Annotated in this window: 18 protein-coding genes and 3 tRNA genes; 9 read left to right on the top strand and 12 right to left on the bottom strand. The window is 74.2% G+C overall.

Features of this window, described 5'->3' with window-relative positions; translation table 11 throughout:
* Window positions 1-3: 3 nt before the first annotated feature.
* The 5 genes from QSK22_RS20765 to QSK22_RS20745 all read right to left on the bottom strand — a co-directional run bounded on the left by QSK22_RS20765 (window position 4) and on the right by QSK22_RS20745 (window position 6,292).
* A complete protein-coding gene (locus tag QSK22_RS20765) occupies window positions 4-582 on the bottom strand; it encodes a P-loop nucleotide/nucleoside kinase family protein (RefSeq protein WP_352231462.1) in 579 nt (192 codons plus the stop codon).
* 19 nt (window positions 583-601) lie between these two features.
* On the bottom strand, window positions 602-1,666 hold the full coding sequence (locus tag QSK22_RS20760; RefSeq protein ID WP_285495917.1) for an enolase C-terminal domain-like protein: 1,065 nt from the start codon (window positions 1,664-1,666) through the stop codon (window positions 602-604).
* A 105-nt stretch (window positions 1,667-1,771) separates the two neighbouring features.
* Window positions 1,772-3,262 carry an LCP family protein gene (locus tag QSK22_RS20755; RefSeq protein ID WP_285495916.1) on the bottom strand — a complete coding sequence of 497 codons (1,491 nt, stop codon included), beginning with the start codon at window positions 3,260-3,262 and terminating at the stop codon, window positions 1,772-1,774.
* Between the two features lie 109 nt (window positions 3,263-3,371).
* Window positions 3,372-4,754, bottom strand: a complete 1,383-nt coding sequence (locus tag QSK22_RS20750) for an LCP family protein (RefSeq protein WP_285495915.1) — start codon at window positions 4,752-4,754, stop codon at window positions 3,372-3,374.
* A gap of 101 nt (window positions 4,755-4,855) precedes the next feature.
* On the bottom strand, window positions 4,856-6,292 hold the full coding sequence (locus QSK22_RS20745) for a GuaB1 family IMP dehydrogenase-related protein (RefSeq protein ID WP_285495914.1): 1,437 nt from the start codon (window positions 6,290-6,292) through the stop codon (window positions 4,856-4,858).
* Window positions 6,293-6,975: 683 nt separating this feature from the next.
* Here QSK22_RS20745 and QSK22_RS20740 point away from each other — a divergent pair.
* Entirely contained in the window at window positions 6,976-7,905 is a 930-nt protein-coding gene (locus QSK22_RS20740) for an Lrp/AsnC family transcriptional regulator (RefSeq protein ID WP_285495913.1), read from the top strand.
* 118 nt (window positions 7,906-8,023) lie between these two features.
* Here QSK22_RS20740 and QSK22_RS20735 read toward each other — a convergent pair whose 3' ends face one another.
* The 4 genes from QSK22_RS20735 to QSK22_RS20720 form a co-directional block, all read right to left on the bottom strand.
* The gene (locus QSK22_RS20735) at window positions 8,024-8,896 is read right to left on the bottom strand and encodes a LysR family transcriptional regulator (protein ID WP_285495912.1); all 873 of its coding nucleotides are present in this window, start codon (window positions 8,894-8,896) and stop codon (window positions 8,024-8,026) included.
* 150 nt (window positions 8,897-9,046) lie between these two features.
* Window positions 9,047-10,627, bottom strand: a complete 1,581-nt coding sequence (locus tag QSK22_RS20730) for an MFS transporter (RefSeq protein ID WP_285495911.1) — start codon at window positions 10,625-10,627, stop codon at window positions 9,047-9,049.
* 76 nt (window positions 10,628-10,703) lie between these two features.
* Window positions 10,704-11,738 (bottom strand): GDP-mannose 4,6-dehydratase, encoded by a 1,035-nt coding sequence (locus tag QSK22_RS20725; RefSeq protein ID WP_285495929.1) that lies wholly within the window; start codon window positions 11,736-11,738, stop codon window positions 10,704-10,706.
* Between the two features lie 218 nt (window positions 11,739-11,956).
* The gene (locus tag QSK22_RS20720; RefSeq protein ID WP_285495910.1) at window positions 11,957-12,517 is read right to left on the bottom strand and encodes a CGNR zinc finger domain-containing protein; all 561 of its coding nucleotides are present in this window, start codon (window positions 12,515-12,517) and stop codon (window positions 11,957-11,959) included.
* 237 nt (window positions 12,518-12,754) lie between these two features.
* Here QSK22_RS20720 and QSK22_RS20715 point away from each other — a divergent pair, with 237 nt between their 5' ends.
* Entirely contained in the window at window positions 12,755-14,335 is a 1,581-nt protein-coding gene (locus QSK22_RS20715; RefSeq protein ID WP_285495909.1) for a Na+/H+ antiporter, read from the top strand.
* Window positions 14,336-14,366: 31 nt separating this feature from the next.
* Here the strand turns inward: QSK22_RS20715 and QSK22_RS20710 are convergent, their stop codons facing one another.
* Window positions 14,367-14,939: a hypothetical protein gene (locus QSK22_RS20710; RefSeq protein ID WP_285495908.1), complete on the bottom strand. Its 573-nt coding sequence runs from the start codon at window positions 14,937-14,939 to the stop codon at window positions 14,367-14,369.
* A 217-nt stretch (window positions 14,940-15,156) separates the two neighbouring features.
* Here QSK22_RS20710 and QSK22_RS20705 point away from each other — a divergent pair, with 217 nt between their 5' ends.
* From QSK22_RS20705 to QSK22_RS20690, 4 genes are all read left to right on the top strand, one after another.
* Window positions 15,157-15,672, top strand: coding sequence for a PaaI family thioesterase (locus QSK22_RS20705; RefSeq protein WP_285495907.1), 516 nt, complete (start codon window positions 15,157-15,159; stop codon window positions 15,670-15,672).
* Between the two features lie 96 nt (window positions 15,673-15,768).
* Window positions 15,769-15,840 (top strand) — tRNA-Trp (locus tag QSK22_RS20700).
* A 27-nt stretch (window positions 15,841-15,867) separates the two neighbouring features.
* Window positions 15,868-15,938, top strand: a tRNA-Ala gene (locus QSK22_RS20695).
* A gap of 129 nt (window positions 15,939-16,067) precedes the next feature.
* Window positions 16,068-16,139 (top strand) — tRNA-Gly (locus tag QSK22_RS20690).
* A gap of 27 nt (window positions 16,140-16,166) precedes the next feature.
* On the opposite strand, the gene QSK22_RS20685 is transcribed toward QSK22_RS20690, so the two are convergent.
* On the bottom strand, window positions 16,167-16,559 hold the full coding sequence (locus QSK22_RS20685) for a nuclear transport factor 2 family protein (protein ID WP_285495905.1): 393 nt from the start codon (window positions 16,557-16,559) through the stop codon (window positions 16,167-16,169).
* A gap of 600 nt (window positions 16,560-17,159) precedes the next feature.
* Window positions 17,160-18,404: a pyridoxal phosphate-dependent aminotransferase gene (locus QSK22_RS20680; RefSeq protein WP_285495927.1), complete on the bottom strand. Its 1,245-nt coding sequence runs from the start codon at window positions 18,402-18,404 to the stop codon at window positions 17,160-17,162.
* Between the two features lie 248 nt (window positions 18,405-18,652).
* Between QSK22_RS20680 and QSK22_RS20675 the strand changes: the two genes are divergently transcribed.
* The 3 genes from QSK22_RS20675 (at window position 18,653) to QSK22_RS20665 (ending at window position 21,875) form a co-directional block, all read left to right on the top strand.
* Window positions 18,653-19,612 carry a LysR family transcriptional regulator gene (locus tag QSK22_RS20675; RefSeq protein ID WP_285495904.1) on the top strand — a complete coding sequence of 320 codons (960 nt, stop codon included), beginning with the start codon at window positions 18,653-18,655 and terminating at the stop codon, window positions 19,610-19,612.
* A gap of 301 nt (window positions 19,613-19,913) precedes the next feature.
* A complete protein-coding gene (locus QSK22_RS20670; RefSeq protein ID WP_285495903.1) occupies window positions 19,914-20,561 on the top strand; it encodes a VC0807 family protein in 648 nt (215 codons plus the stop codon).
* Between the two features lie 141 nt (window positions 20,562-20,702).
* Window positions 20,703-21,875 carry a L,D-transpeptidase gene (locus tag QSK22_RS20665; protein ID WP_285495902.1) on the top strand — a complete coding sequence of 391 codons (1,173 nt, stop codon included), beginning with the start codon at window positions 20,703-20,705 and terminating at the stop codon, window positions 21,873-21,875.
* The last annotated feature ends 138 nt before the right edge of the window (window positions 21,876-22,013 follow it).

Below are 22,013 nucleotides of genomic sequence, written 5' to 3'. Positions count from 1 at the left end.
CCGTCAGGACGCCTCCCGGGCGTCCTGCTGGAGCGCGTCCGCCAGGCGGGCGATCTGCTCGTCCAGGGCGACGGGCGCCGACAGCCGGTTGTCGATCTCGGTGTGGGGGACGGGCGGCGGCTCGTCCGGCCGCATCCGCGCGACGAACGCGTCGAACGCGGCGAGCTTGCCGCGGTCGCGTTCCAGGCCGCGGGCGGTCAGGCGGTGCCGCAGCGTGGCGGCGTCGGTGCGGATCCACACCAGCCGCACCGGCGGCCCGCCGAGCGCCTCCACCCATCCGGCCCACCGCTGCGGGCTGCGGATCTGGCCGGTGAACGGGCCGTTCAGCAGCACCGGGCAGCCGTGGGAGCGGATCTCGCGGGCGGTGGCGGTCATGCCGTCGTACTCGTGCCGTTTGACGTGCTCGTCGTACCAGGGGCCTTCGCGTTCGCCCGGGTGCGTCCGTGCGCGGCGAGTGTGGCGGCGACGAACGGCCCGTACATGGTGTCCTTGTCGAGCAGCGCGGGCACCGGGCGCAGCCGGGCCAGCAGCAGCGCCGCCGCGGTCGTCTTGCCGCCGCCGGGCGGGCCCGCCACGACCCAGACCGTTGCACGCGCGGCGCTCATGCGGCGGGGATGCGGGTGCGGCGGCGGGCGAGGCGGTCGATGCGCGCCTCGTCGATCTGGTGGCCGAGGCCGGGTTGGGTGAGGGGGACGCCGACCATGCCGCCGGACGAGCGCACCGGCGGCGACACGAACGCCGGGCCGCCCGCCGGGTCGGTGACGTCGCTGGGCAGCGTGCAGCCGGGCAGGGCGGCCAGCGCCACGGCGGCGGCCTGGCCGATGCCGAACGCGCCGGTCCCGGTGCACCACACGTCCCATCCGGCGGCGTAGGCCAGGTCGTGGGCGCTGCGGGCCGCGGTGAGGCCGCCGAGGGCGCAGACGCGCAGGTTCAGCACGCGGCCCGCCTCCATGGACAGGGCGGCCTCCAGGGTGTCGGGGTCGCCGACCTCGGGGGCGACGGCGGTGGCGATCTGGCGTTGCAGGCGGGCGTGCGCGCTCAGGTCGTCGGCGGGGAAGGGGCGTTCGACGGCGAGCAGCCCGTAGGAGTCCAGGGCCTCCAGCACCCGCAGGTGCTCGGGCGACTCGGTGTAGGCGTGGCCGGCGTCGGCGACCATCGCCAGCGCCGGGTAGGCGTGCCGGATGGCGCGCACCGGTTCGATGTCCCAGCCGGGGCGCACCTGCACGGTGACGCGGGTGTGCCCGGCGCCGACCGCCTGGTTGACGCGGGACACCACCGTTTCGAGCATCGGTTCGGGGGTGATGTGCACGCCGGTGACGATGGAGGTGCGGGTGCCGCCGAGGGCGTGCGCGAGGGGCATGCCCCGCTCCCGGCACCACAGGTCCCAGCAGGCCATGTCGATGGCCGCGGCGGCGTGGCGGGAGCCGAGGTCGGCGACGGCGGACACGTCCTCGGGGCGGTCCCATTCCAGGCCGAGGACCGCCGGGCCCATCCGCTCCTCGATGTCGGCCCAGACGGGGTCGGGGCCGCGGGGGGAGTCCGGGACGGCGACCTCGCCCCAGCCGACCGTGCCGCCGCTGTCGGTGAGCCGCACGAGGATGCTTTCCGGCCGCCGTCCGCGCGGCATCGCCACGCGGAAGACGTCACACCCGTGGACCTGGGGCACCCGTGTCGTCCTTCCCGGAGGAGAAACTTCCACCCTCCATGATCCCCCCTCCGGGGACCTGTGCCGACACCCGCGGGCCGGCACGGCGGTGTCAGCCGGCGGGCGTCAGGGGCAGGTGGCGTCCAGCGACACCGGCTTGGTCTGCCGGCTCGGCTCCGCGGAGGAGGAGGCGCGCGGCGTCCGGCTCGCGCGGGGCGACGCCGAACCCGACGCCGAACCCGACGCCGACGGCGAGGGGGAGGCGCTCTCGGACGGGGTGGCCACGGCCTGCGCCGCCAGGCGGCGGATCAGCGCGTAGTCGGGGTTGCCGGTGTAGATCAGCGGCGGCACGAACTGCAGGCTGGTGACCTGGCCGCCGTCGTTGAACTTCTTGGACAGGGTGATGAACGCCGGCAGCAGCTCCTGCGGGATGTCGGTGGAGATCGCGCGCTTGGTGGCGGCGGCCAGCCGGTCGAAGCTGGTCAGCACGGTCTGCGGGTCGGCCTGCCGGGCGATGGCGCGCAGCAGGCACTTCTGCCGCCCCATCCGGGTGTAGTCGTCGCTGTAGGTGCGGGACCGGCCGTACCACAGCGCCTCCTTGCCGGACAGCGTGCGCTCGCCGGGCTGCAGCACGCCGCCCTCCAGGCCGTAGTAGATCGGCTGAGTGATCTTGATCTTGACGCCGCCGATGGCGTCGATGATGTCGGCGAAGCCGAACATGTCGACCAGCACGTAGTAGTCGACGCGCAGGCCGAGGATGCCGCTGATGGTGGCCTTGAGCAGTTCGGGGCCGCGCTCGTTCTTGCGGGCGCCGGGGACGACGTCGGGGTGGTCCTCGGCGTACTGGTAGACCTCGTTGAGCAGGCCCGGGGTGGCGGGGCCGTCGCCGGTGAAGCCGTAGGGGAACCGGTCGCGGGCCGGGCCCGGCGGCATCGGCACCCGCTCCAGGTTGCGCGGCAGGCTGAGCAGGACGGTGTCGCCGGTCTTGGTGTCGATGCTGGCGACCGTCATGCTGTCGGTGCGCACGCCCTCGCGGTTGGCGGCCGCGTCGCCGCCGAGCAGCAGCACGTTGACGCGGCGCTGCCCGTTCCAGGGGTCTTTGACGTTGACCGGGCGGCCGCGGCTGTCGCCGGTGCGGAAGATGCTGGTCAGCGCGTCGCGGTAGAGGTAGGTGCTGTAGCCGGCCCAGGCGGTCGGCAGCGCGACGGCGAAGCACAGCACGATGACCCCGGCCACGCCCAGGGTGCGCGCGCCCAGCGACAGCGTCTCGGGCCGCACGATCTGGTACGAGCGGATCACCACGGTGATCCACAGCAGGCCCAGCGCGAGGATCCCGGCGGCCAGGCCGGTCAGCCAGTCCGGCTGCACGGCCAGCTGCAGCAGGTCGGAGCGGAAGAACAGCCCGGCGACCGCGCCGGCGGCGGCCAGCGCCAGGAACAGCGCCAGCAGCAGCGCCCCCGCCCAGCGGCGGCCGACCCGCAGGTGCGCCACGCCCCACACCAGGGTGGACGCCAGGGTCAGGCCGAGCGCGGAGAGAAGCCCGCGGGTTCTGGGGGCGGTGCTCCCGGCGTCCTCGTCCTCCTCAGAGGCGGGACGCGCCGCCGACCGACTCGCCATGTACGCTCCGATCCCCACGCACGCTGTAAACAGGGCTCCCGCCTACATTATGGACGCGCGAAAGGGTCTCGGGGTTGCGGAGCCGCGGGCCGCCGCCCTTCGCGACATGTTAGGCGCAGCTTTTACCGAGCATATGCAACCCGGCGGCGTTGGCGGCGCCGTTCCGGGACGCCGCGACCGCCTGGGCGGTCATCCGCCGGATGGCGCGGTAGTCGGGGTCGCCGGTGCGCACCAGCGGCGGCACGAACTGCAGCACGGAGACCTCGGCGCCGCGCACCCGCCCGGCCAGCCGCACCAGGTCGGGCAGCAGGGCGCGCGGCAGGTCGGTGCTGACCGAGCGGGAGACGGTCCGCGACAGCCGCTGGAAGCCGCGCAGCACCGGCAGCGGGCGGGCCTGCCGGGCGATCGCCCACAGCAGGCACTTCTGCCGGGCCATCCGGTCGTAGTCGTCGGAGCCGGTGCGCGACCGCCCGTACCAGAGCGCCTCGCGTCCGTTCAGCCGCCGGCAGCCGCGCGGCAGCAGGCCCCGGGGGATCTGCTCGCGCGGTACGGGCACGGGCCGGTCGACGCACACCCGCACGCCGCCCATGGCGTCCACCAGCTCCCGGAAGCTGCGCATGTCGATCATGGCGTAGTAGGGCACCGAACGGCCCAGGATGTGGCCGACGGTCCGCTTCAGCAGCTCGGCGCCGGGGTCGCGGACGCGGCGTCCGTCGCCGTCCGCCAGCACCTCCGGGCGGGCGCGGCCGAGCGCGTACACCGCGTTGAGCAGTTCGTCCGGGGGGAAGAGGACGTGCCGGCGTCCCGACCACACCGGCACGCGCTGCAGGTTGCGCGGCAGGCCCAGCAGGAGCGTGCGGCCGGTGCGGGTGTCGATGCTGGCGACGGTCATGCTGTCGGTGCGCAGCCCGGGGCGGGTGACGTCGGCGTCGGCGCCGATCAGCAGCACGTCCAGGCGGGGCGGCAGCGCCGAGGGCTCCCCGGCGGCGGGCGGTGCGGGGCGCGGCACGGGCCGGCCGGGGGTGATGGACGGCAGCGCGGCCGGGGCGGGGCCGCCTCCGGGGAAGAGGCGGTCGAGCAGGTCGCGTTGCAGCGTGCCGTAGTGCGCCACGGTCAGCGGCGGCAGCGCGGCCAGCGCGCAGATGACCGCGACGGCGGCGCCGCCGGCGAGCCGCAGCGGCCACGCCAGCCCGGCGGGGCGCAGCACGGCGTAGGAGCGGACGATCAGCAGCGTCCACAGCGCGGCCAGCGCCGCGCAGCCGAGGACCAGCCCGGCCAGGCGGGCCGGGCGGACGGCCGCGTCCGCCAGCGCCGGCCACAGCCGGTCGGCGGCCAGCACGGCGCCGCTGAGCGCCAGCGTGTAGGACAGCAGCAGCGCCGTGCCCGCGCGGACCCGTCCCGCGCGCAGGTGCGCCATGCCGGGGAGCACCGCCGACACCGCCGTGACCAGCAGCGTCTCCCCGAGCCCGCGCCACGGCGCGTCGCCGTCCATGTCGCCTCTCCCTCCGAACCGCCTCGGGGGGAAAGGGTCACGCGGCCATTATCGCCCACGCCATCGCGGACGCGGCCGGTTGTGGTTTTCGGACCCGCCGTCTACCAGCTCGTGGCCAGCGGCATTCCCTCGGCGTAGCCGGAGGCGCTCTGCACGCCGACGACCGCGCGCTCGTGGAACTCCTCCAGGGTGCGGGCGCCGGCGTAGGTGCAGGCGCTGCGCAGCCCGGCGACGATCGAGTCGAGCAGGTCCTCCACGCCGGGACGCTCGGGGTCCAGGTACATGCGGGAGGTGGAGATGCCCTCCTCGAACAGGGCCTTGCGGGCCCGGTCGAAGGGGGAGTCCTCGGAGGTGCGCAGCCGCACCGCGCGCGCCGAGGCCATGCCGAAGCTCTCCTTGTAGAGCCGTCCGTCGGCGTCGCGCTGCAGGTCGCCCGGCGACTCGTAGGTCCCGGCGAACCAGGAGCCGATCATCACGTTGGAGGCGCCGGCGGCCAGGGCGAGCGCCACGTCGCGCGGGTGCCGGATGCCGCCGTCGGCCCACACGTGCCGGCCCAGGCGGCGCGCCTCGGCGGCGCATTCCAGCACCGCGGAGAACTGCGGGCGGCCCACCCCGGTCATCATCCGCGTGGTGCACATGGCGCCCGGCCCGACGCCGACCTTGACGATGTCGGCGCCCGCCTCGACCAGGTCGCGCACGCCCTCGGCGGTGACCACGTTGCCCGCCACGACCGGCACGGACGGGTCCAGCCCGCGCACCGCCCGCAGCGCGCTGATCATCTTCTCCTGGTGGCCGTGCGCGGTGTCCACGACCAGCAGGTCGGCGCCGGCCTGTAGCAGCGCCTTGGCCTTGCCCGCCACGTCCCCGTTGACGCCGATGGCCGCGGCGACCCGCAGCCGCCCGGCGGCGTCCACGGCGGGCGTGTACAGGGTGGCGCGCAGCGCGCCGACGCGGGTGAGCACGCCGGCCAGGCGGCCGTGCTCGTCGACGACGGGGGCGAGCCGGTGCCCGCGCGCGTGCAGCCGGTCGAACGCCTCGTGCGGGTCGATGCCGTCGGGCAGCGTCAGCAGGTCGCGGGACATGATGTCGCGCAGCTGGGCGAAGCGGTCCACGCCCTGGCAGTCGGCCTCGGTGACCACCCCGACGGGGCGGTCGTCCTCGACGACGATCACGGCGCCGTGGGCGCGCTTGTGCAGCAGCGCCAGCGCCTCGCCCGCGGTCGAGTGGGGGTCCAGGCGGATCGCGGTGTCGTACACCAGGTGGCGGCGCTTGACCCAGCCGATCACCTCGGAGACCACGTCGACGGGGATGTCCTGGGGGATCACCGCGATGCCGCCGCGGCGGGCGATCGTCTCGGCCATCCGCCGGCCCGACACGGCCGTCATGTTGGCGACGACGATCGGCACGGTGGTCCCGCTGGCGTCGACGGTGGACAGGTCCACCTCCAGCCGCGACCCGACCGCGGAGCGCCGGGGGACCATGAAAACGTCGTTATACGTGAGGTCGTGAGCGAGGTGCTCACCGTTCAGCAGGCGCACGGCTCTACTACACACCAATCGCGGTCAAACTGGCTGGATCACCGTACATTGTGATCCATACCCCCGGGTGCTCCCGCCAAGCCGGAGCATCTGCGGCGCCGCCCGCGCTTCCCGCGGGGCGGCGGGCGTACTACCTGAGGGTGACGGAGAGCTGGCCTCAGGGCCCCTGCCAGCGCTTTCCCGCGTGGCCGGTGTGATCTAGCGGGCAAGAGTCGATATGTGGGCAACGTGAGGTTTCGCTCTCTGTAAAGTTACCTCTTGACGATCCTGTCGGCTCGTTGCAGTTTTCTTACATGTGCCTCACGCGGACGGCTGCTTCCCGTAGGAGGCGTCACAGCAGAACACCGGGAGAAGCGCATGCATGTCACGCTGGCGGCCCCGGTGTGCCGCGCCCGCCCGCGCCGGGGTCCGTCCCGCCCGGCAGGTGATCGTCGCAGTTGCCGTCCGGTGCCGTACCGTCGCCCAGCGTCACCGTCCGCGCACGATGATCCCGCCGGCGTTGCGCTGCCGTACCGGATTACGCGGCACCCGATCGTCGCCGCCACGAGCGGACGCCGACGCATCGACGGTCGCCGGGCTGGACGAACACAAGCAAGATCAATATTTGACGTCAGACCGTCCCAGAATGGAATGATCTTGCAGTCATTGGCAAAACGATTCATTGCGTGTCGAGGAGGAGAGCCGTGCTGGATGCGGTCGACGCCGTGCTCGTCCGCGAGCTCCAGCGGGATGGCAGGGCGACGTTCCAGGCGCTCGCCGACCGCGTCGGGCTGTCCCGCACGGCCGTGCGGGCGCGGGTGCAGCACCTTCTCGAGTCCGAGGTGGTGCGCGTCGTCGGCATCGTGCACGCCGCGGTGGTCGGCGCGGAGGCGATCGGGCACGTCTCGGTCACCGTCGACGGCTCGGCCCGGGAGGTCGCCGGGATCATCGCCGCCCGGCCCGCGGTCAGCTTCGCCGCGCTGACGGCCGGCCCGCACGACCTGGTCGCCCAGGTGCGCACCCGCGACGACGCGGCCCTGGCCGCCGAGGTGGACCACATCCGCTCGGTGCCCGGCGTGCGCGCCGCCGAGGTGTTCCGGTCGGTGACCACGGTCCGCGACACCCACTCGGTGGTGCGCGAACTGGGCGAGGTGAGCCTCGACGACATCGACTGGCGGCTGCTGCAGGAGCTGCAGCGCGACGGCCGCGCGCCCTACACCCGGCTGGCCAACATCATCGGCCTGTCGCAGGCCGCCACCCGGGCCCGCGTGGTCCGCCTGATGCGCTCGGGCGTCATCCAGGTGACCGGGCTGGCCGACCCGCACGCCCTGGGCGCCCGCGAGCTGGGCGGCTTCGGGCTGGCGGTCACCGGCGGGCTGCGGCGCGTCGCCGAGGCGGTCGCCGAGCAGGACGGCGTGCGCTACGTGGCGACCGGCTTCGGCCGCTACGACATCGTCGGGCACGCCGAGGCGCCCTCCCGCGCCGAGCTGGTGTCGGTGCTGGACGCCATCCGCGCGGTGCCCGGCGCGACCGTCCGCGAGTCCTGGCACCATCTGGACGTGGTGAAGGAGTCCTACGCCGTCGAGCTGCCGGACAAGCCGCTCAACGGAGCCGTCCGCACCGGCGGACACTGACCCGGACCGGCGGCCCCTCCGGCCGTCCGGCGCGGTGGTCCGGCCGTCGCGGGAGCGCTTCCACCCGGCGGCCGGGGCCGCGCGCGGCCACCGCCCCGGCACGGTGGCCGGCGGCGGGTCAGCGCTGCTCGCGGACGGCCTCCTTGGCGAACGCCAAAAAGTCGCGGGCCGCCGGTGCCAGCCGCCGGCGCGCGTGCACCAGGCCGATCAGGCGGGTCAGCGGCGGCCCGAACGAGCGGATCACCAGTCCGCCGGTGTCCTCGACCTGGTTGCGGACCCACACCAGCGAGCCCATGCCCGCGCGCACCCAGCCCAGCCAGGCGGAGCGCTCGTCGGACTCCACCGCGGGCACCGGCCGCACGCCGAACGGCGCCAGCAGGGCGTCCAGCTCCGCGCGGCGGGCCCCGCCGCGGGCCGGCATGATCAGCCGCAGGCCGTCCAGCGCCGCCGGCGGCACCGGCTCGCGCAGCGCGAGGCCGGGCGGGGAGACCAGCACCACCTCCCGCTCCTCCAGCGGGTGGGCGACCAGGTCGCCGGGCACGGGCAGGTCGGTCACGGCCAGGTCGGCGCGCCCGGTGCGCAGCGCCGCGGTCACCGCGTCGCGGCCCGCGCAGCGCACCACCCGCACCCGCACCGCGGGCTGCTCGCGGGCGAAGCCCGGCAGCAGACCCCCGGTCAGCTCCGGCTCCAGCGACGGCTGGGTCGCCACCCGCAGTTCGGCGCCCCGCCCCTCGGCGCGCGCCACCGACAGCCCCTCGATCGCCTCGATCGCGCCCAGGGCCACGCGGGCCTGCCGCACCACCTGCTCGCCGACGGGGGTGAGCACCACACCGCGGCCGGAACGGGCGAACAGCTCCACGCCGAGCTCGCGTTCCAGCTCGCGGACCGCCCGCGACAGCGCGGGCTGGGCGACGTAGAGCGCCTGTGCCGCCGACGTCATCGTCCCGTGGTCGGCGGTCGCCACGACATAGCGCAGCTGCCGCAGATTCATGCCCCGACCGTATGCCAACGGACTGATTCGGGCCCGGACATAGCCGGAACCGGACCCGATGCCCGCCGGACGGGACGAGCCGCATGTCCTCGTGCTATCGGGCTCGCGCTGTCGGGCTCGTGCTGTCGGGCTCGTGCTGTCGGGCTCGCGCTATCGGGGCGGGGGAGCGGTCTGTCGGTCCGCCCCGGCTTCGGGCCCGCCGTCGCCGGGCCCGCCGTCGCCGGGTTCCAGGGGCGGCGCGGCCACCGCGCAGTGGCTCGTGCAGCGCGGCTCGCGTTCATGGTCGGGCACGATGCGCAGGACGTCGTCGCGCACCGTCAGGACCGTCAGCACCGCCCCGGCCAGCAGCAGGCCCGCGCACACCCGCATCGACGCGGCGAACCCGCCGGAGAACGCGGCCGGATCGTCGTAGGCGTCGCCGGTCAGCCCCGCCAGCGGCGGGACCGCCGCCACCGCCAGCAGCCCCGCCGTGCGCGCCACCGCGTTGTTGACGCCGCTGGCGACGCCCGCATGCCGACCGTCCACCGCGGCCAGCACGGTCGCGGTCAGCGGCGCCACCACCGCCGACAGGCCCAGCCCGAACACCGCCACCGCCGGCAGCACGTCCCGCACGTAGGAGGCGTGCGCGCCGACCCGCCCGACCAGCAGCATGCCGACCGCCGCGACCACCAGCCCGGCCGTCATCGGCAGCCGCGGCCCGATCCGCCGCGCCAGCGCCCCCGCCCGCGCCGACAGCAGCAGCATCAGCACCGTCACCGGCAGCAGCGCCGTGCCCGCCGCGACGGGCGTGAACCCCGACACCACCTGCAGGTCCACCACGAACAGGAAGAACAGCACGCCCATCCCGCCGTACATGACGAAGGTGACGGCGTTGACGGCCGAGAACTGCCGCGACCCGAACAGCTCCAGAGGCAGCATCGGCTGCGGCACCTGCCGGCGGCCGCGCCGCCCGCCCCCGGCCCGGTGGGCGCGGCCGCGGGAGCGTTCGACGTTCAAAAACCCCGCCGCCGACAGCACGCCCGCCACCGCCGCCGCGGCCACCACCGCGCCGAAGGCGCCCTGCGGCGCCTCGGTGAGGGCGTAGGTGACTCCGGCCAGCGCCAGCGCGGCCAGCACCGCCCCCAGGACGTCGAAGCGGCCGTGCGGCCCCGGGGCGGCGCTCTCGGGCACGCGCCGCACCGCCACCAGCACCACCACGGCCGCCAGAGGCAGGTTCAGCAGGAACACCCACCGCCACCCGGCGGCCTCCACCAGCCAGCCCCCGACGAGCGGGCCGACCGCGCCCGCCACCCCGCCCAGCCCCGACCAGGCCCCCACCGCGCGGGGGCGGTCCTCCGGCGCGAACGACGCCTGGATGAGCGCCAGCGCGCCGGGCGTCAGCAGCGCCCCGCCCGCGCCCTGCAGCGCCCGGGCCGCCGCCAGCATGGCCACGTCCTGCGCCGCCGCGCACAGCGCCGAAGCGGCCGCGAACCACACCACGCCGACCACGAACACCCGGCGTCGCCCGTAACGGTCGCCCAGCGAGCCGCCCAGCAGGATGAACCCGGCCAGCGTGAGCGTGTAGGCGTTGACCGTCCACTGCAGGCCCGACATGGACGCGTCCAGCTCGCGGGCCAGGCGCGGCAGCGCCACGTTCACCACCGTGGAGTCCAGCAGGGCCACGCCGGAGCCGAGCACCGTGGCCAGCAGCACCCAGCGGCCCCGGGCGGTGCCCAGCCGTATGTCCGGCATCAGGGCCGGACCGGTCCGCGCGTCGCCATACCGGCATCGTCGCACGCCGCCGGACGGGCCGGCGGCGCCGGGGCGGCTACCAGTGGTCGGGGCTGAACGGCTCGTCCTCGGGACGCGTCGACTCCGACAGCAGCCGCAGGTCGGACTCCACCATCATCGTCACCAGCTCCTCGAAGGTGACGCGGGGCTCCCAGCGCAGCTGCTCGCGGGCCTTCTTGGGGTCGGCGCACAGCAGGTCCACCTCGGCGGGGCGGGTGTAGCGCTCGTCCAGCACCACGTAGTCTTGCCAGTTCAGGCCGACCGTGCGGAAGGCGAACTCCACCAGCTCGCGCACCGAGTGGGTCTCGCCCGTGCCGATCACGAAGTCCTCGGGGGTGTCCTGCGCCAGCATCAGCTGCATCGCGCGGGCGTAGTCGCCGGCGAAGCCCCAGTCGCGCCGCGCCTCCAGGTTGCCCAGCCGCAGCTCGTTGGCCAGGCCCAGCTTGATGCGCGCCACGCCCAGCGTCACCTTGCGGGTGACGAACTCCGCGCCGCGCCGCGGCGACTCGTGGTTGAACAGGATGCCGCTGACCGCGAACATCCCGTACGACTCGCGGTAGTTCTGTGTGATGTAGTGCCCGTAGGTCTTGGCGACCCCGTACGGGCTGCGCGGGTGGAACGGGGTCTTCTCGTTCTGCGGGGTCTCCCGCACCATCCCGAACATCTCCGACGACGACGCCTGGTAGAAGCGGATCTGCCCGTCGCCGGGGGTGCGCGACGGGCTGATGCCCGACACCACCCGGATCGCCTCCAGCATCCGCAGCACGCCCATGCCGGTCACCTCGGCGGTGAGCTCGGCCTGCTGCCACGACATCGGAACGTAGGAGATCGCGCCCAGGTTGTACACCTCGTCGGGCCGCACCCGCTCCACCGCCGAGATCAGGCTGCCCTGGTCCAGCAGGTCGCCGGTGGTGATCCGGACGTCCCCGACGTGCTTGCGCAGCCGCGCCACGTGCGGGTTGGCCTGACCGCGGACCAGGCCCCAGACCTCATGTCCTTGCGCGAGCAGATGCTCGGCGAGGTACGAGCCGTCCTGCCCGGTGATGCCGGTGATGAGTGCTCGCCTGGACAGCGGATCCTCCTGGCCGTATCGGTCGCACGCGGGCTCGCCGCGGGGAGGGCCCCGCGGTGAGAGTGAAATATGAGGTTAGCGACCCGGTTGCGACGCTGACGAGGGAGGGCGCCGTTTGAACCGAATTTGCTTCGAGTTCAACGGTCGGGCGGCCGCGTCCGCGGCGCCGCCGCCCCCGTGACCGTCTCGGCGGCGGCCGGGCGGCGCGGGCCGACGGGTCAGTGGGCGGCGGCCTCCCGGCGGCGGGCCCGGTAGGCCGCCACGTGCATGCGGTTGCCGCAGGTGCGGCTGTCGCAGTAGCGGCGGCAGCGGTTGCGGGACAGGTCCACCAGGACGCGCGAGCAGTCGGGAGCCTCGCAGGTGCGCAGCCGGTCCAGCTCGCCCGCGGCCACCACGTACGCCAGCGCCATGCCGCAGTCGGCGGCCAGGTGCTCGCCCATGGGCGCGCCCGGTGCGAAGAAGTGCACGTGCCAGTCGTAGCCGTCGTGGTCGGTCAGGTGCGGCGTGGTGCGCACCTCGCCGACGATGTCGTTGATCAGCCGGACCGCCTCCGGCACGTCGGCCGCGGTGAACACCGCGTGGAACCGGCCCCGCAGGTCGCGCACGCGCTCCAGGTCGCGCTCGGTGAGCCGGTGCACGTCGCTGAACCGGTTGCGGTCGACGAACGCGCGCAGCGCGGCCAGATCGGCCAGCCGCTCCTCCCCCGACGCCTCGGGACCGGTGTTGATCAGGTCGACGACGGTGGCGAGCGCGTGCTCGGCGTCATGAGTGAAGATCACTGTGACTCCAGTCTCGGAGACCGGCGGACGTGGGGGCACGCGTCGGCACGGGGGCCGTCCCCCGAAAGCGCCGCACGTTATCACCATATGACGCCGGAGGCTGAACAGGGCGCCGGAGGCTGAACGGCGTTCCCTCCCGCCGCGGCGCCCGCCCCCGTGGCGGGACGGGGCGCCCCGATCCGCCGCGGTCCGCCGGGAAATGCGCGTATACCGCGGCGTCGTTGACAGGTAACCGCCGTGGTCGAGGAACGGATCTTCGTCGTCTTCCTGGTCGTCGCGGTCGTCGTGCTGGCGGCCCGCGCGCTGGCCGGGCGGATGCCCGTGCCCGACGCGATCCTGATGGTCGTGCTGGGCGTGGCGGCCGGGTTCGTGCCGGGGCTGCCGCCGGTGCGGGTGCCGCCGGAGGTCGTCCTCATGGGGTTCCTGCCGCCGCTGGTGTACCACCCCGCGTTCTTCACCGCGCCCCGCGAGGCCCGCGCCGACGCGGTGCCCATCTTCACGCTGGCGGTCGGGCTCACCGCCGCCACGACCGCGGCGGTGGCGGCGACCGCGTACGCGCTGCTGCCCGGGGTCGGCTGGGCCGCGGCGTTCGCCTTCGGCGCCGCGGTGGCGCCCACCGACGCCGTCGCCGCCACCTCCGTGATCCAGCGGCTGGGCGCGCCTCGCCGCATGGTGACGATCCTGGAGGGCGAGAGCCTGATCAACGACGGGGTGGCGCTGACCGTCTTCGGGCTGGCGGTCGAGGCGCTGGCCACGCCGTTCACCGTCGGGCACGCCGCCGCCCGGCTGGCGCAGGTCGCGTTCGTCGGCGTGGCCTACGGGCTGGCGGTCGGCCTGGCCGTGCGCCGGCTGCGGCGCCGCATCCAGGACCCCAGCAGCCAGATCATCCTGTCACTGATCACCCCCTACCTGGCGTTCATCCCGGCGGAGAACCTCGGCGGGTCCGGGGTGCTGGCGACCGTGACCGCCGGGTTCTACATCGGCACCCGCTCCGAGGGCGTGCTGCAGTCGGCGTCCCGGCTGGTCGGCGGCGCGTTCTGGCGCATCCTGGTGTTCCTGCTGGAGTCGGCGCTGTTCGTGCTGCTCGGGCTGCAGATCCGCCAGGTGCTGCGCGAGCCGCACGGCCACACCTGGACGGAGGTCGGCTGGGCCGCGCTCGCGCTGGCGGCCGTGGTGGTGGCGGTGCGGCTGGTGTGGGAGACGGCGACCGGGCCGCTGGCGGTGCTGGTGCCCGGCGGCCGCCGCAGCCGCCGCGGGCTGGGCCGGCGGCAGCGCGTGGTGATCGGCATGGGCGGGATGCGCGGCGCGATCTCGTTCGCCATGGCGCTGTCGGTGCCCGCGGCGGCCGGCCCCGACCGCGGCGTGCTGGTGCTGCTGGCGGCGCTGGTCGTGCTGGTCACGCTGGTCGGGCAGGCGCCGCTGCTGCCGGTGCTGCTGCGGCGGTTCGACCTGATCGAGCCGGACCGCCGGCGCGCGGAGACGATGCGCGCCCGGCACGACGCGCTGCAGGCGGCGCTGACCCGGCTGGAGGAGATGGCCGCCGCCGACGAGGTCGACGACCGCACCGCCGACGCGTTCCGGCAGATGCTGGAACTGCGCCTGCAGCGCGTGCGCGACCGGCTCGACGGCGGCGGGGACGAGGCGGACGGCACCGCCCTCACCAGCGGCCGCCGCGTCCGCGCCGAGCTGGTGCGGGCCCAGCGCGCCAAGCTGCAGGCCCTCTACCGCAAGGGCCGCATCGGCGCCGACACGCTCCGCGAGATCAGCCGCGAACTGGACTTGGAGTACTCGGCCCTGATCCGCCGCCGCAACCCCTGACGGGTCGGGCACGCGCTCGGCGGCGTGCGGCTCAGCGCGAGTACAGGGGGTCGGCCACGACCGGGTAGTAGGCGCCCTCGTGCGCGACCCGCATCGTCACGACATTGCCGTCCAGCACGTAGTCGGCCTTGACCGACCGGAACATCGAGTCGCACGCCCACGGGCTGTACAGGCGGCCCACGGTGGCGCCGTAGCGCAGGTGCACGACGTCGTAGCCGCCCGACGGCATCGCCTCCAGCGCCAGCCCGTCGGCCAGCGCGAACGGCAGGCGGAACTCGGTGGGCGCCTCCGGCCCGTGGATCACCGTCAGCAGCCGGACGCCGCCGGAAGTGGTCTGCGCGACCATGTCGGTGTCGACGTCCACCCCGACGAACACCCGCAGGCTCGGCCGGATCACCTGGGCCGCGGTGTCGGCGGCGGCCGTGTCGATCCCGATGTGGACGCGCTGGCCGTCCTTGGTCGGTACCCACACGCCGTCGCGGGCGCGCTGGCCCCAGCCGACGTCGGGGTTCTCCAGTTCCTGGGGCTCGTTCTTGCCCCGAGCGACCAGAATCCTGGAGGCGGCGCTCATCGCCGCGGCAGCCCCGTCACGTGCGTGCCTCATGGCGGGCCCCCTCGCTTCGTCGAACCATTCGCCCCATCACACTGGTGCGGGTGCCACCACTGTGATCCCCGGCACGGGGCTACCGGGTCGCCACCGGGTGCTATGCCTGCTTCGCCCCCCGCGCCGTTGGACTTTACACCACGCTTATATGTGACGATCCAGCCCATAACGAAACCAGCCCATGACCAACCAGACCACGTCACGAGGGAGACCGGCCATGACCAGCACCCCGCAGTCCGGCACCGTCCGCGTCGCCGACCTGCCGCCCGAGCGGCAGCACGAGCTGCACGCCATGCTGCGCGACTCCACCCCGCTGCACCGGCTGCTGGCGCTGGAGATGGTCGAGATCGGCGAACGGCACGCGGTGCTGTCCATGCCGGTCCGGCCGGAGGCGTTCAACAGCACCGGCAACCTGCACGGCGGCGCCATCGCCACGCTCATCGACGTGGCCGCCGGCACCGCCGCCGCGCGCGGCAGCGCGTTCAAGCCGGGCGAGCAGAGCCTGGTCACCGCCGACCTGCACGTGCGCTACCTGGGCCGGCCGCACGGCGACACGGTGTTCGCCCGCGCCGAGGTGCTCAAGGCCGGCCGCCGGCTGGTGATCGTCGAATGCCGGGTCACCGACGTCGAGGACCGCGTGATCGCCGCCGCCGACTTCTCCATGATGATCGTCCCGCTGCGCAGGCCGCTGCGGCCGGTCGACGGCGCCACGGCCACCGACCCCGACCTGTGACCGGGGGCGGCCCGCGATCGCCCGCCCTGGAAAAACAATTGCGGCGGATCGCGGGCCCGCGCATCCTTGATGTGCCGGAAGGCGACAGCGATCGCCGGGGGTGAGCCACCGGTTAGGCGACTGGTCTCCAAAACCAGTGAAAAGCAGGTTCGACTCCTGTCACCCCTGCGGGGCGGGCGACGGCGCCCGCGCAATGGGCTTGTGGTGTAACGGGAACACGTCTGTCTTGCACACAGATGATCGGGGTTCGATTCCCCGCGAGTCCACGGCAAGGCCGGATCCGGTCGCCGGAAAGCCGGCCGGCCGCGTCGGCGCCCGTCATTTCACTGGGGTGCCGACGCCCCCCGAACCCCCTGGTCAGGGGGCTTTCGAGGGGGTGCGGCCGATGCGCCCGTGCCGTAGAAGCCTTGCGGGTGAGGCGTCAGGTTTCCACCCTGAAGAACCGGGTTCGACTCCCGGCTGCGGCTCTCGATTCGCTGCTCATTCGCCGCCGGCTAGGGCGTCAGCGCCTCGCGCCGGATCGTCTCGAACTGGGCGGCCATCGCATCGGCGAGGGCGCGGGCGGCCGACAACGGCCGGACCATGACGCACAGTTCCTCGATCAGCCCTTCGTCATTGGTGCGCAGGAAATCGCACCCGTGGATTTCGCGGTCGCCGATCCGGGCCTTGAACACCAGCGCGTGGCCGCGCCCCGACTCGTCGGCGAACTCGCGCTCATAGCGCATGTCCTCGAAGACCCGCGCGACGCCGCGCAGGATCGCGCCGACCATGGCGCGGCCGGTATAGGGGGTGAACGCCACCGGGCTGAGGAACACGACGTCCTCCGCCAGCATCCCCGGCAGGGCGTCGATATCGCCCCGCTCGACCGCCTTGCGGAACGGGTTCATCCGGCACCTCCATAGTCACATTTTTGAATAGGCCCGGGATGCTAGTGTCCCCTCCCCGCCCTGTCCAGGTACCCCTCCAGGCGCCGTCCGGGGCCGGGCTACCAGGCGCCTGCGGCCCGCGGCAGGTGGTCGCGGACGAGGGCGACGTGCGGATTGCCGGGAGGACCGGCGCGCCCGGCGGGCGGTGTCGACGGGCGGATCCTCCGGCTCCGGCAGGGCCACCGGGGCGCCCGCGGCCGGCTCGTCCTCGCACAGGTGGCGCGGCAGCACGCTGATGCCGGCGCCCGCGCCACGGCGGCCGGCACGCCGTGCAGGTCGGGGACGACCACGGCCGCCGGGCGCGCCGGGCGGCGGCCCAGAACCCGCAGTCGTCGGCGGCGCCGGCCGCCGAGTCGTCAAGGCCCTCGGCGGCGCCTGACACGGCGGACGCAAGGGCCCCACGGCCGTCCCGGGGCCGGCTCGCAACGCCGGGCCCCGGGACGGCCGCCCCCCTCGCAGGCGCGCGCCAGAGCGGTGCGCCTGGACATGGCGAGGCCACGGCGACCGGCGAGCCGCCGTGGTGTTCAGGACGGCCCCGCCGGGGGTGGGCAGGCGGCGGGGTCAGCAGTTGGCGGGGGCGGCCAGGGGCATCGGGGCGGTCACCGCCTCCAGGACCTCGCTGAGGCGGTCCAGGGAGTCGGCGATCCAGGGCAGCGTCAGCGGGTCGGGGGTGGCCAGCGCCGCCAGGCGCTGCTCCTCGGTCTCCCCGTACAGCAGGCTGGACGACACCCGCATGCGCAGCGCCTCCTCGTCGTCGCCGAAGGCGGCGCCCGGCAGCACGCCCACGCCGTACCGCTCCAGCAGCAGCCCGGTCAGGTCGGCGCCGGTGCGCACGCCGTGGTCGGCGGCCAGGCGCTCGCGCAGCGGCTCGAAGTCGGGGTAGACGTAGAAGGCGCCCTCCGGAGACGGGACGCGCGCCCCCGCCGCCTCGAAGCGGGCGGTGACGGCGGCGGCCACCACGGCGTGCAGCCGGCGGCTGCGGTCGACCCGCTCGACCAGCTCTGGCGGCTCGGAGAAGGCGTACGCGGCCGCGTGCTGCATGGGCGCCGGCGCGCTGGACCAGATCTCGCTGCCCACGCCCAGCAGGTCGGCGCGCAGCGTCTCGCCGATCGGGCCCTCCGGCAGCCGGGCCACCCCGATCCGCCAGCCGCCCGCCGCCAGGTGCTTGCTCAACGCCGTCGTCACCACGGTGCGCTCGGGGGCGAACCCCGCCGGGCTCGGCACCTGGCGGGACGGGTCGTGCACCAGATCGCGGTAGATCTCATCAGAGATGATCACCAGGTCCAGCTCGCGCGCCACCTCGCACAGCCGCCGCACGGTCTGCTCGGAGGCCAGCGTGCCGGTCGGGTTGTCCGGCAGCGTCACCACGACCCCGGCGACCCTGCGGCCCTGCCCGCGGGCCCGCACCACGGCGTCGGCCAGCAGCGCCGGACTGGGCACCCCGCCCTCGCCCGGGGGCGTGGCGACCTGGATCGCCCCCTCGGCGGCCAGCGTCGCCTGGGCGGCGTAGCTGACCCAGCTGGGCGTCGGTATGGCGATCTCACCGCCCAGTGACATCACCAGGCCGAACAGCAACGCCTTGCTGCCCGGGCCGCTCACCACCATCCCCGGCTCGGTGGGCAGGCCGCGCCGGCTCCAGTACCCGGCCGCGGCGGCGCGCAGGGCCGCCGATCCGGCGACCGGCCCGTAGGCGCCGCGGTCGGAGCCGGCCGCGAGCTCGCGCGCCAGCGCCGGGTGGATCGGCAGCCCGGCCTCGCCGAAGCCGAGCGGCAGCACCCGCACCCCCTCGCGCCGCTTGCGCGCCATCGCCTCGTTGATGGCGAGGGTGGGAGACAGGGGCACCCGGCGGGCGCCGGCGGGTCTGGACCCGGTGGAGGAGGTCGACTCGGTGGACTCGTTCTGGACTGGCATTCAAATGCTCCAGGGCATGCTGATGTACACGGAGAGTTACACAGGGATCCCCGCAAGTGACCCGGCCGGGCTCGACTCGATGTTTTCCCACAAAAAGCGTCATCACAAGCGAGTCTCATCGATGCAGACCATAAGATGAGCTGATGCTCGAAGTGCGCAGGCTGCGGCTGCTGGCCGAGTTCGCCCGCCGGGGCAGCATCGCCGCCACCGCCGCGGCGCTCGGCTACACACCCTCCGCGGTCTCCCAGCAGCTGGCCGCGTTGGAGCGGGAGGCGCGGGTGGCGCTGCTGGACCGCACCGCCCGCAGCGCCGAGCTCACCGACGCCGGGCGCCGCCTGGCCGAACGCGCCGAGGAGATCCTCACCCTGGTCGAGGCCGCCGAGGCCGAGCTGTCGGCCAACGCCGACGCCCCCATGGGCCGGGTGGTCGTCACCGCCTTCCCGACCGCCGCCGTGGCGTTCGCCCCGGCGCTGGCCGGCAGCCTGGCCGACCACCCGGAGCTGACGTTCGTGCTGCGGCAGACCCGGCCGGGCGACGGCATCCGCCAGGTGCGCAGCGGCGAGGTGGACATCGCGCTCGTCGACGACTGGACCGGCAAGCTGGCCGCGCACGCCCCCGCCACGCTGAAGTTCTTCCACCTGTGCCGCGACCCGCTGGTGCTGGCGGTGCCGGCCCGCCACCCCATGGCCGACCCCGCCAGGCCTGTCGACCTGCAGGAGCTGCGCGAGGAGGCGTGGATGGCCGCGCCCACCGGCGAGCCGTCCCGCCAGGCCGTCGACCGGCTGCTGGACACCGTGGGCGGGCGGCGGCCCATCCCGTGGGAGTTCGAGGGCCTGCACACCATCCTCAGCCTGGTGGCGCGCGGCATCGGCATCGCCGCGATCCCGGCGCTGGCGCTGGCGGCCGGCGACCGCAACGTGGCGGTGCGCCGCATCCCCGACTGCGACCTGACCCGCGACGTGTACGCGGTGACGCGGGCGGCCAGCGTGCGCCGCCCCTCGGTCGCGGTGACGCTGCGCGCCATCTACGCGGCCGCGCGGAACGTCCCGCCCGTCCTGCCCGACGAACCGGACGGGGAGCCGGGCCGAACCCTGCTCGGCTGAATCGCGTTCGGCTGAACCTCCCCGTCGCCCGGCCCGAACCCCACCGTGACGGCACACCGCCGGAGGGAGGCGTCGGCATGGCGGCCAATCGGGGCGAAACCGTGCAGTCCGGTGCGCGGCATCCCGTACCGTGGGGCGGGGCGTGACCAGCTCCGCCCGCCCGGACCCAGCCGATTCGCAGCGCTTCATGGACGCACCTTCCGCACCCTCCGCAGACCCGAGCTCCGCAGACCCGAGCTCCGCAGACCCGGCCTCCACGGGGCCGTCCCCCGCGTGCCGGGCCGGCCGCCACGCCGTCGAGATGCCCCGCCTGACGACGCTGCTCCGGCACGCCCTGCCGCGCTTCGTCGAGGGCGTCATCGCGCCGGTCGCGGTGTTCTACGCCGCGTTCGCGCTGCTCGGCCTGAACGGCGGGCTGGCCGCCGCCGTCACCTGGGTCTACGGCGGGATCGCCTGGCGCTGGTGGCGCGGCCACGGCGTGTCGGCGATGCTGGTGCTGGCCGCGCTCGGCGTGACCGTCCGGGCGGCCCTGGCGGCCGCCACGCACAGCGCGGTGGTGTACTTCCTGCAGCCCACGCTCGGCACGCTCGCGGTGAGCATGGCCTTCCTGGCGTCGGTGCCGCTGCGCCGCCCCCTCGCCCAGAAACTGGCCACCGACATGGTGCCGCTGCCCGAGGCGTTCCTGCGGCACGAGCGCGTCCGGCGGTTCTTCCTGCGCATCTCGCTGCTGTGGTCGCTGGTCTTCTTCGCCAACGCGCTGATCAGCCTGTGGATGCTGTTCAATGAGTCGATCGGCGCGTACCTGTGGGTGCGCACCGGCCTGGTGACCGCGCTGGGCGCGGCCGCCGCGGCGGTGTCGGTGTGGGGCTTCCGGCGGTGCCTGCGGCACGTCACCGGCGAGCACGCCGCGGCCCCGGCCGCCGCCGCGCCCGCACCGTCGGCCGTCTGAACCCTCCGGAGGCCCGCCCGGGAGCCCTTCGTCCGACGTGTCACATCTCCCACACGCGGCGAACTTTTCCTTCTGGCGGAGCGTCTCCCCTTCTCGGATGGATTCCGAGTAAGCAAACATTCAAGAACAGTGGTGGTTTTCGTGGGTGACAAGGGTCGTTTGGCGTTGACGGTGGCCGGAGGCGCCGGTGCCGTGCTCGTCCTGGTCACGGGCTGCAGCGGCGGCGACGGCGGCTCGGGGGAGCTGGCCTCCGGCAAGACGGCCATAGCGACGATCACTCCCGCCAACGGCGCCGCCTCGGTGCGGCCGGACGGGCCCATCGAGGTCAAGGCGTCCGAGGGCACCCTGCAGAACGTCACCGTGCAGGGCAAGGGCTCGACCATCACCGGGAAGATGTCGGCCGACCGCAAGACGTGGCGGTCGGACCGCACGCTCACCCCCGCCACCTCCTACACGGTGACCGCGCAGGTCAGCCACGACGGCAAGACCGAGACGGTGAGCAGCACCTTCACCACGCTGAAGCCGGCCAAGACGCTGTCGATCGTCGACGTCACGCCCAACGTGGCGGGCGAGAAGGTCGGCGTCGGCATGCCGATCTTCGTCCGGTTCAACCGGGCGGTCACCAACCGGGCCGCCGTGGAGCGGGCGCTGCAGGTGACGCCGGAGAAGCCGGTGGCGGGCGCCTGGCGGTGGGTGGCGCCCGACCAGGTCGTCTACCGCACCGAGACGTACTGGGCCGCGCACCAGCGGGTCCGCTTCAGCGCCCAGCTGGCCGGGCTGAACCTCGGCAACGGGGTCTACGGCGCCAAGGACGTCCAGGAGACCATCCAGATCGGCGCCGCGCAGATCACCAAGGGCAACATCAACAGCCACCACATGACCGTCACGCGGGACGGCAAGAAGCTGCGCACCATCCCGTTCAGCGCGGGCAACGGCACGACCCGCGAGTACACCACCACCAGCGGCGTCCACCTGCTGATGGAGAAGGGCAACCCGGTCGTCATGGAGGCGCCGGGCCGCAAGCCCGGCGACCCGGGCTACTACAAGCAGAAGGTGAACTACGCGGTCCGCTTCTCCAACAGCGGCGAGTACGTGCACTCGGCGCCCTGGTCGGTGGGCTCGCAGGGGTCGGCCAACGTCAGCCACGGCTGCCTCAACGTCAGCCCGGCCAACGCCAAGTGGTACTACGACATCATGCAGCGCGGCGATGTGATCGAGCTCACCGGCACGTCCCGCGAGGTCGAGTGGGACAACGGCTGGAGCTTCTGGCAGCTGTCGTTCGCCGAGTGGAAGAAGGGCAGCACCCTGTCCTGAGCGCGCCGCCGCCGGCCCTGACCGTCCGGTCGCGGCGGCCGCCGGCCCCGGCGGCCGCCGCGACCTTCGGCCTCGCTCTGCGCCCAAGCCTTGGTGAATACCCCGATTGGCGACATCGACACCCTCATTTGTCGCTAA

The organism is Actinomadura sp. NBRC 104425, assembly GCF_030269545.1.
Lineage (GTDB): Bacteria > Actinomycetota > Actinomycetes > Streptosporangiales > Streptosporangiaceae > Spirillospora > Spirillospora keratinilytica.
This window is presented reverse-complemented; position numbering and strand designations above follow the sequence as displayed.

Bases quoted from the DNA above. Each gene is read 5' to 3' on its own strand.
- QSK22_RS20755 (WP_285495916.1), bottom strand. From the start codon at position 3,262: ATGGCGAGTCGGTCGGCGGCGCGTCCCGCCTCTGAGGAGGACGAGGAC.
- QSK22_RS20750 (WP_285495915.1), bottom strand. From the start codon at position 4,754: ATGGACGGCGACGCGCCGTGGCGCGGGCTCGGGGAGACGCTGCTGGTC.
- QSK22_RS20735 (WP_285495912.1), bottom strand. From the start codon at position 8,896: ATGAATCTGCGGCAGCTGCGCTATGTCGTGGCGACCGCCGACCACGGG.
- QSK22_RS20730 (WP_285495911.1), bottom strand. From the start codon at position 10,627: ATGCCGGACATACGGCTGGGCACCGCCCGGGGCCGCTGGGTGCTGCTG.
- QSK22_RS20710 (WP_285495908.1), bottom strand. From the start codon at position 14,939: ATGAGGCACGCACGTGACGGGGCTGCCGCGGCGATGAGCGCCGCCTCC.
- QSK22_RS20705 (WP_285495907.1), top strand. From the start codon at position 15,157: ATGACCAGCACCCCGCAGTCCGGCACCGTCCGCGTCGCCGACCTGCCG.
- QSK22_RS20685 (WP_285495905.1), bottom strand. From the start codon at position 16,559: ATGAACCCGTTCCGCAAGGCGGTCGAGCGGGGCGATATCGACGCCCTG.
- QSK22_RS20680 (WP_285495927.1), bottom strand. From the start codon at position 18,404: ATGGCGCGCAAGCGGCGCGAGGGGGTGCGGGTGCTGCCGCTCGGCTTC.
- QSK22_RS20675 (WP_285495904.1), top strand. From the start codon at position 18,653: ATGCTCGAAGTGCGCAGGCTGCGGCTGCTGGCCGAGTTCGCCCGCCGG.
- QSK22_RS20670 (WP_285495903.1), top strand. From the start codon at position 19,914: ATGCCCCGCCTGACGACGCTGCTCCGGCACGCCCTGCCGCGCTTCGTC.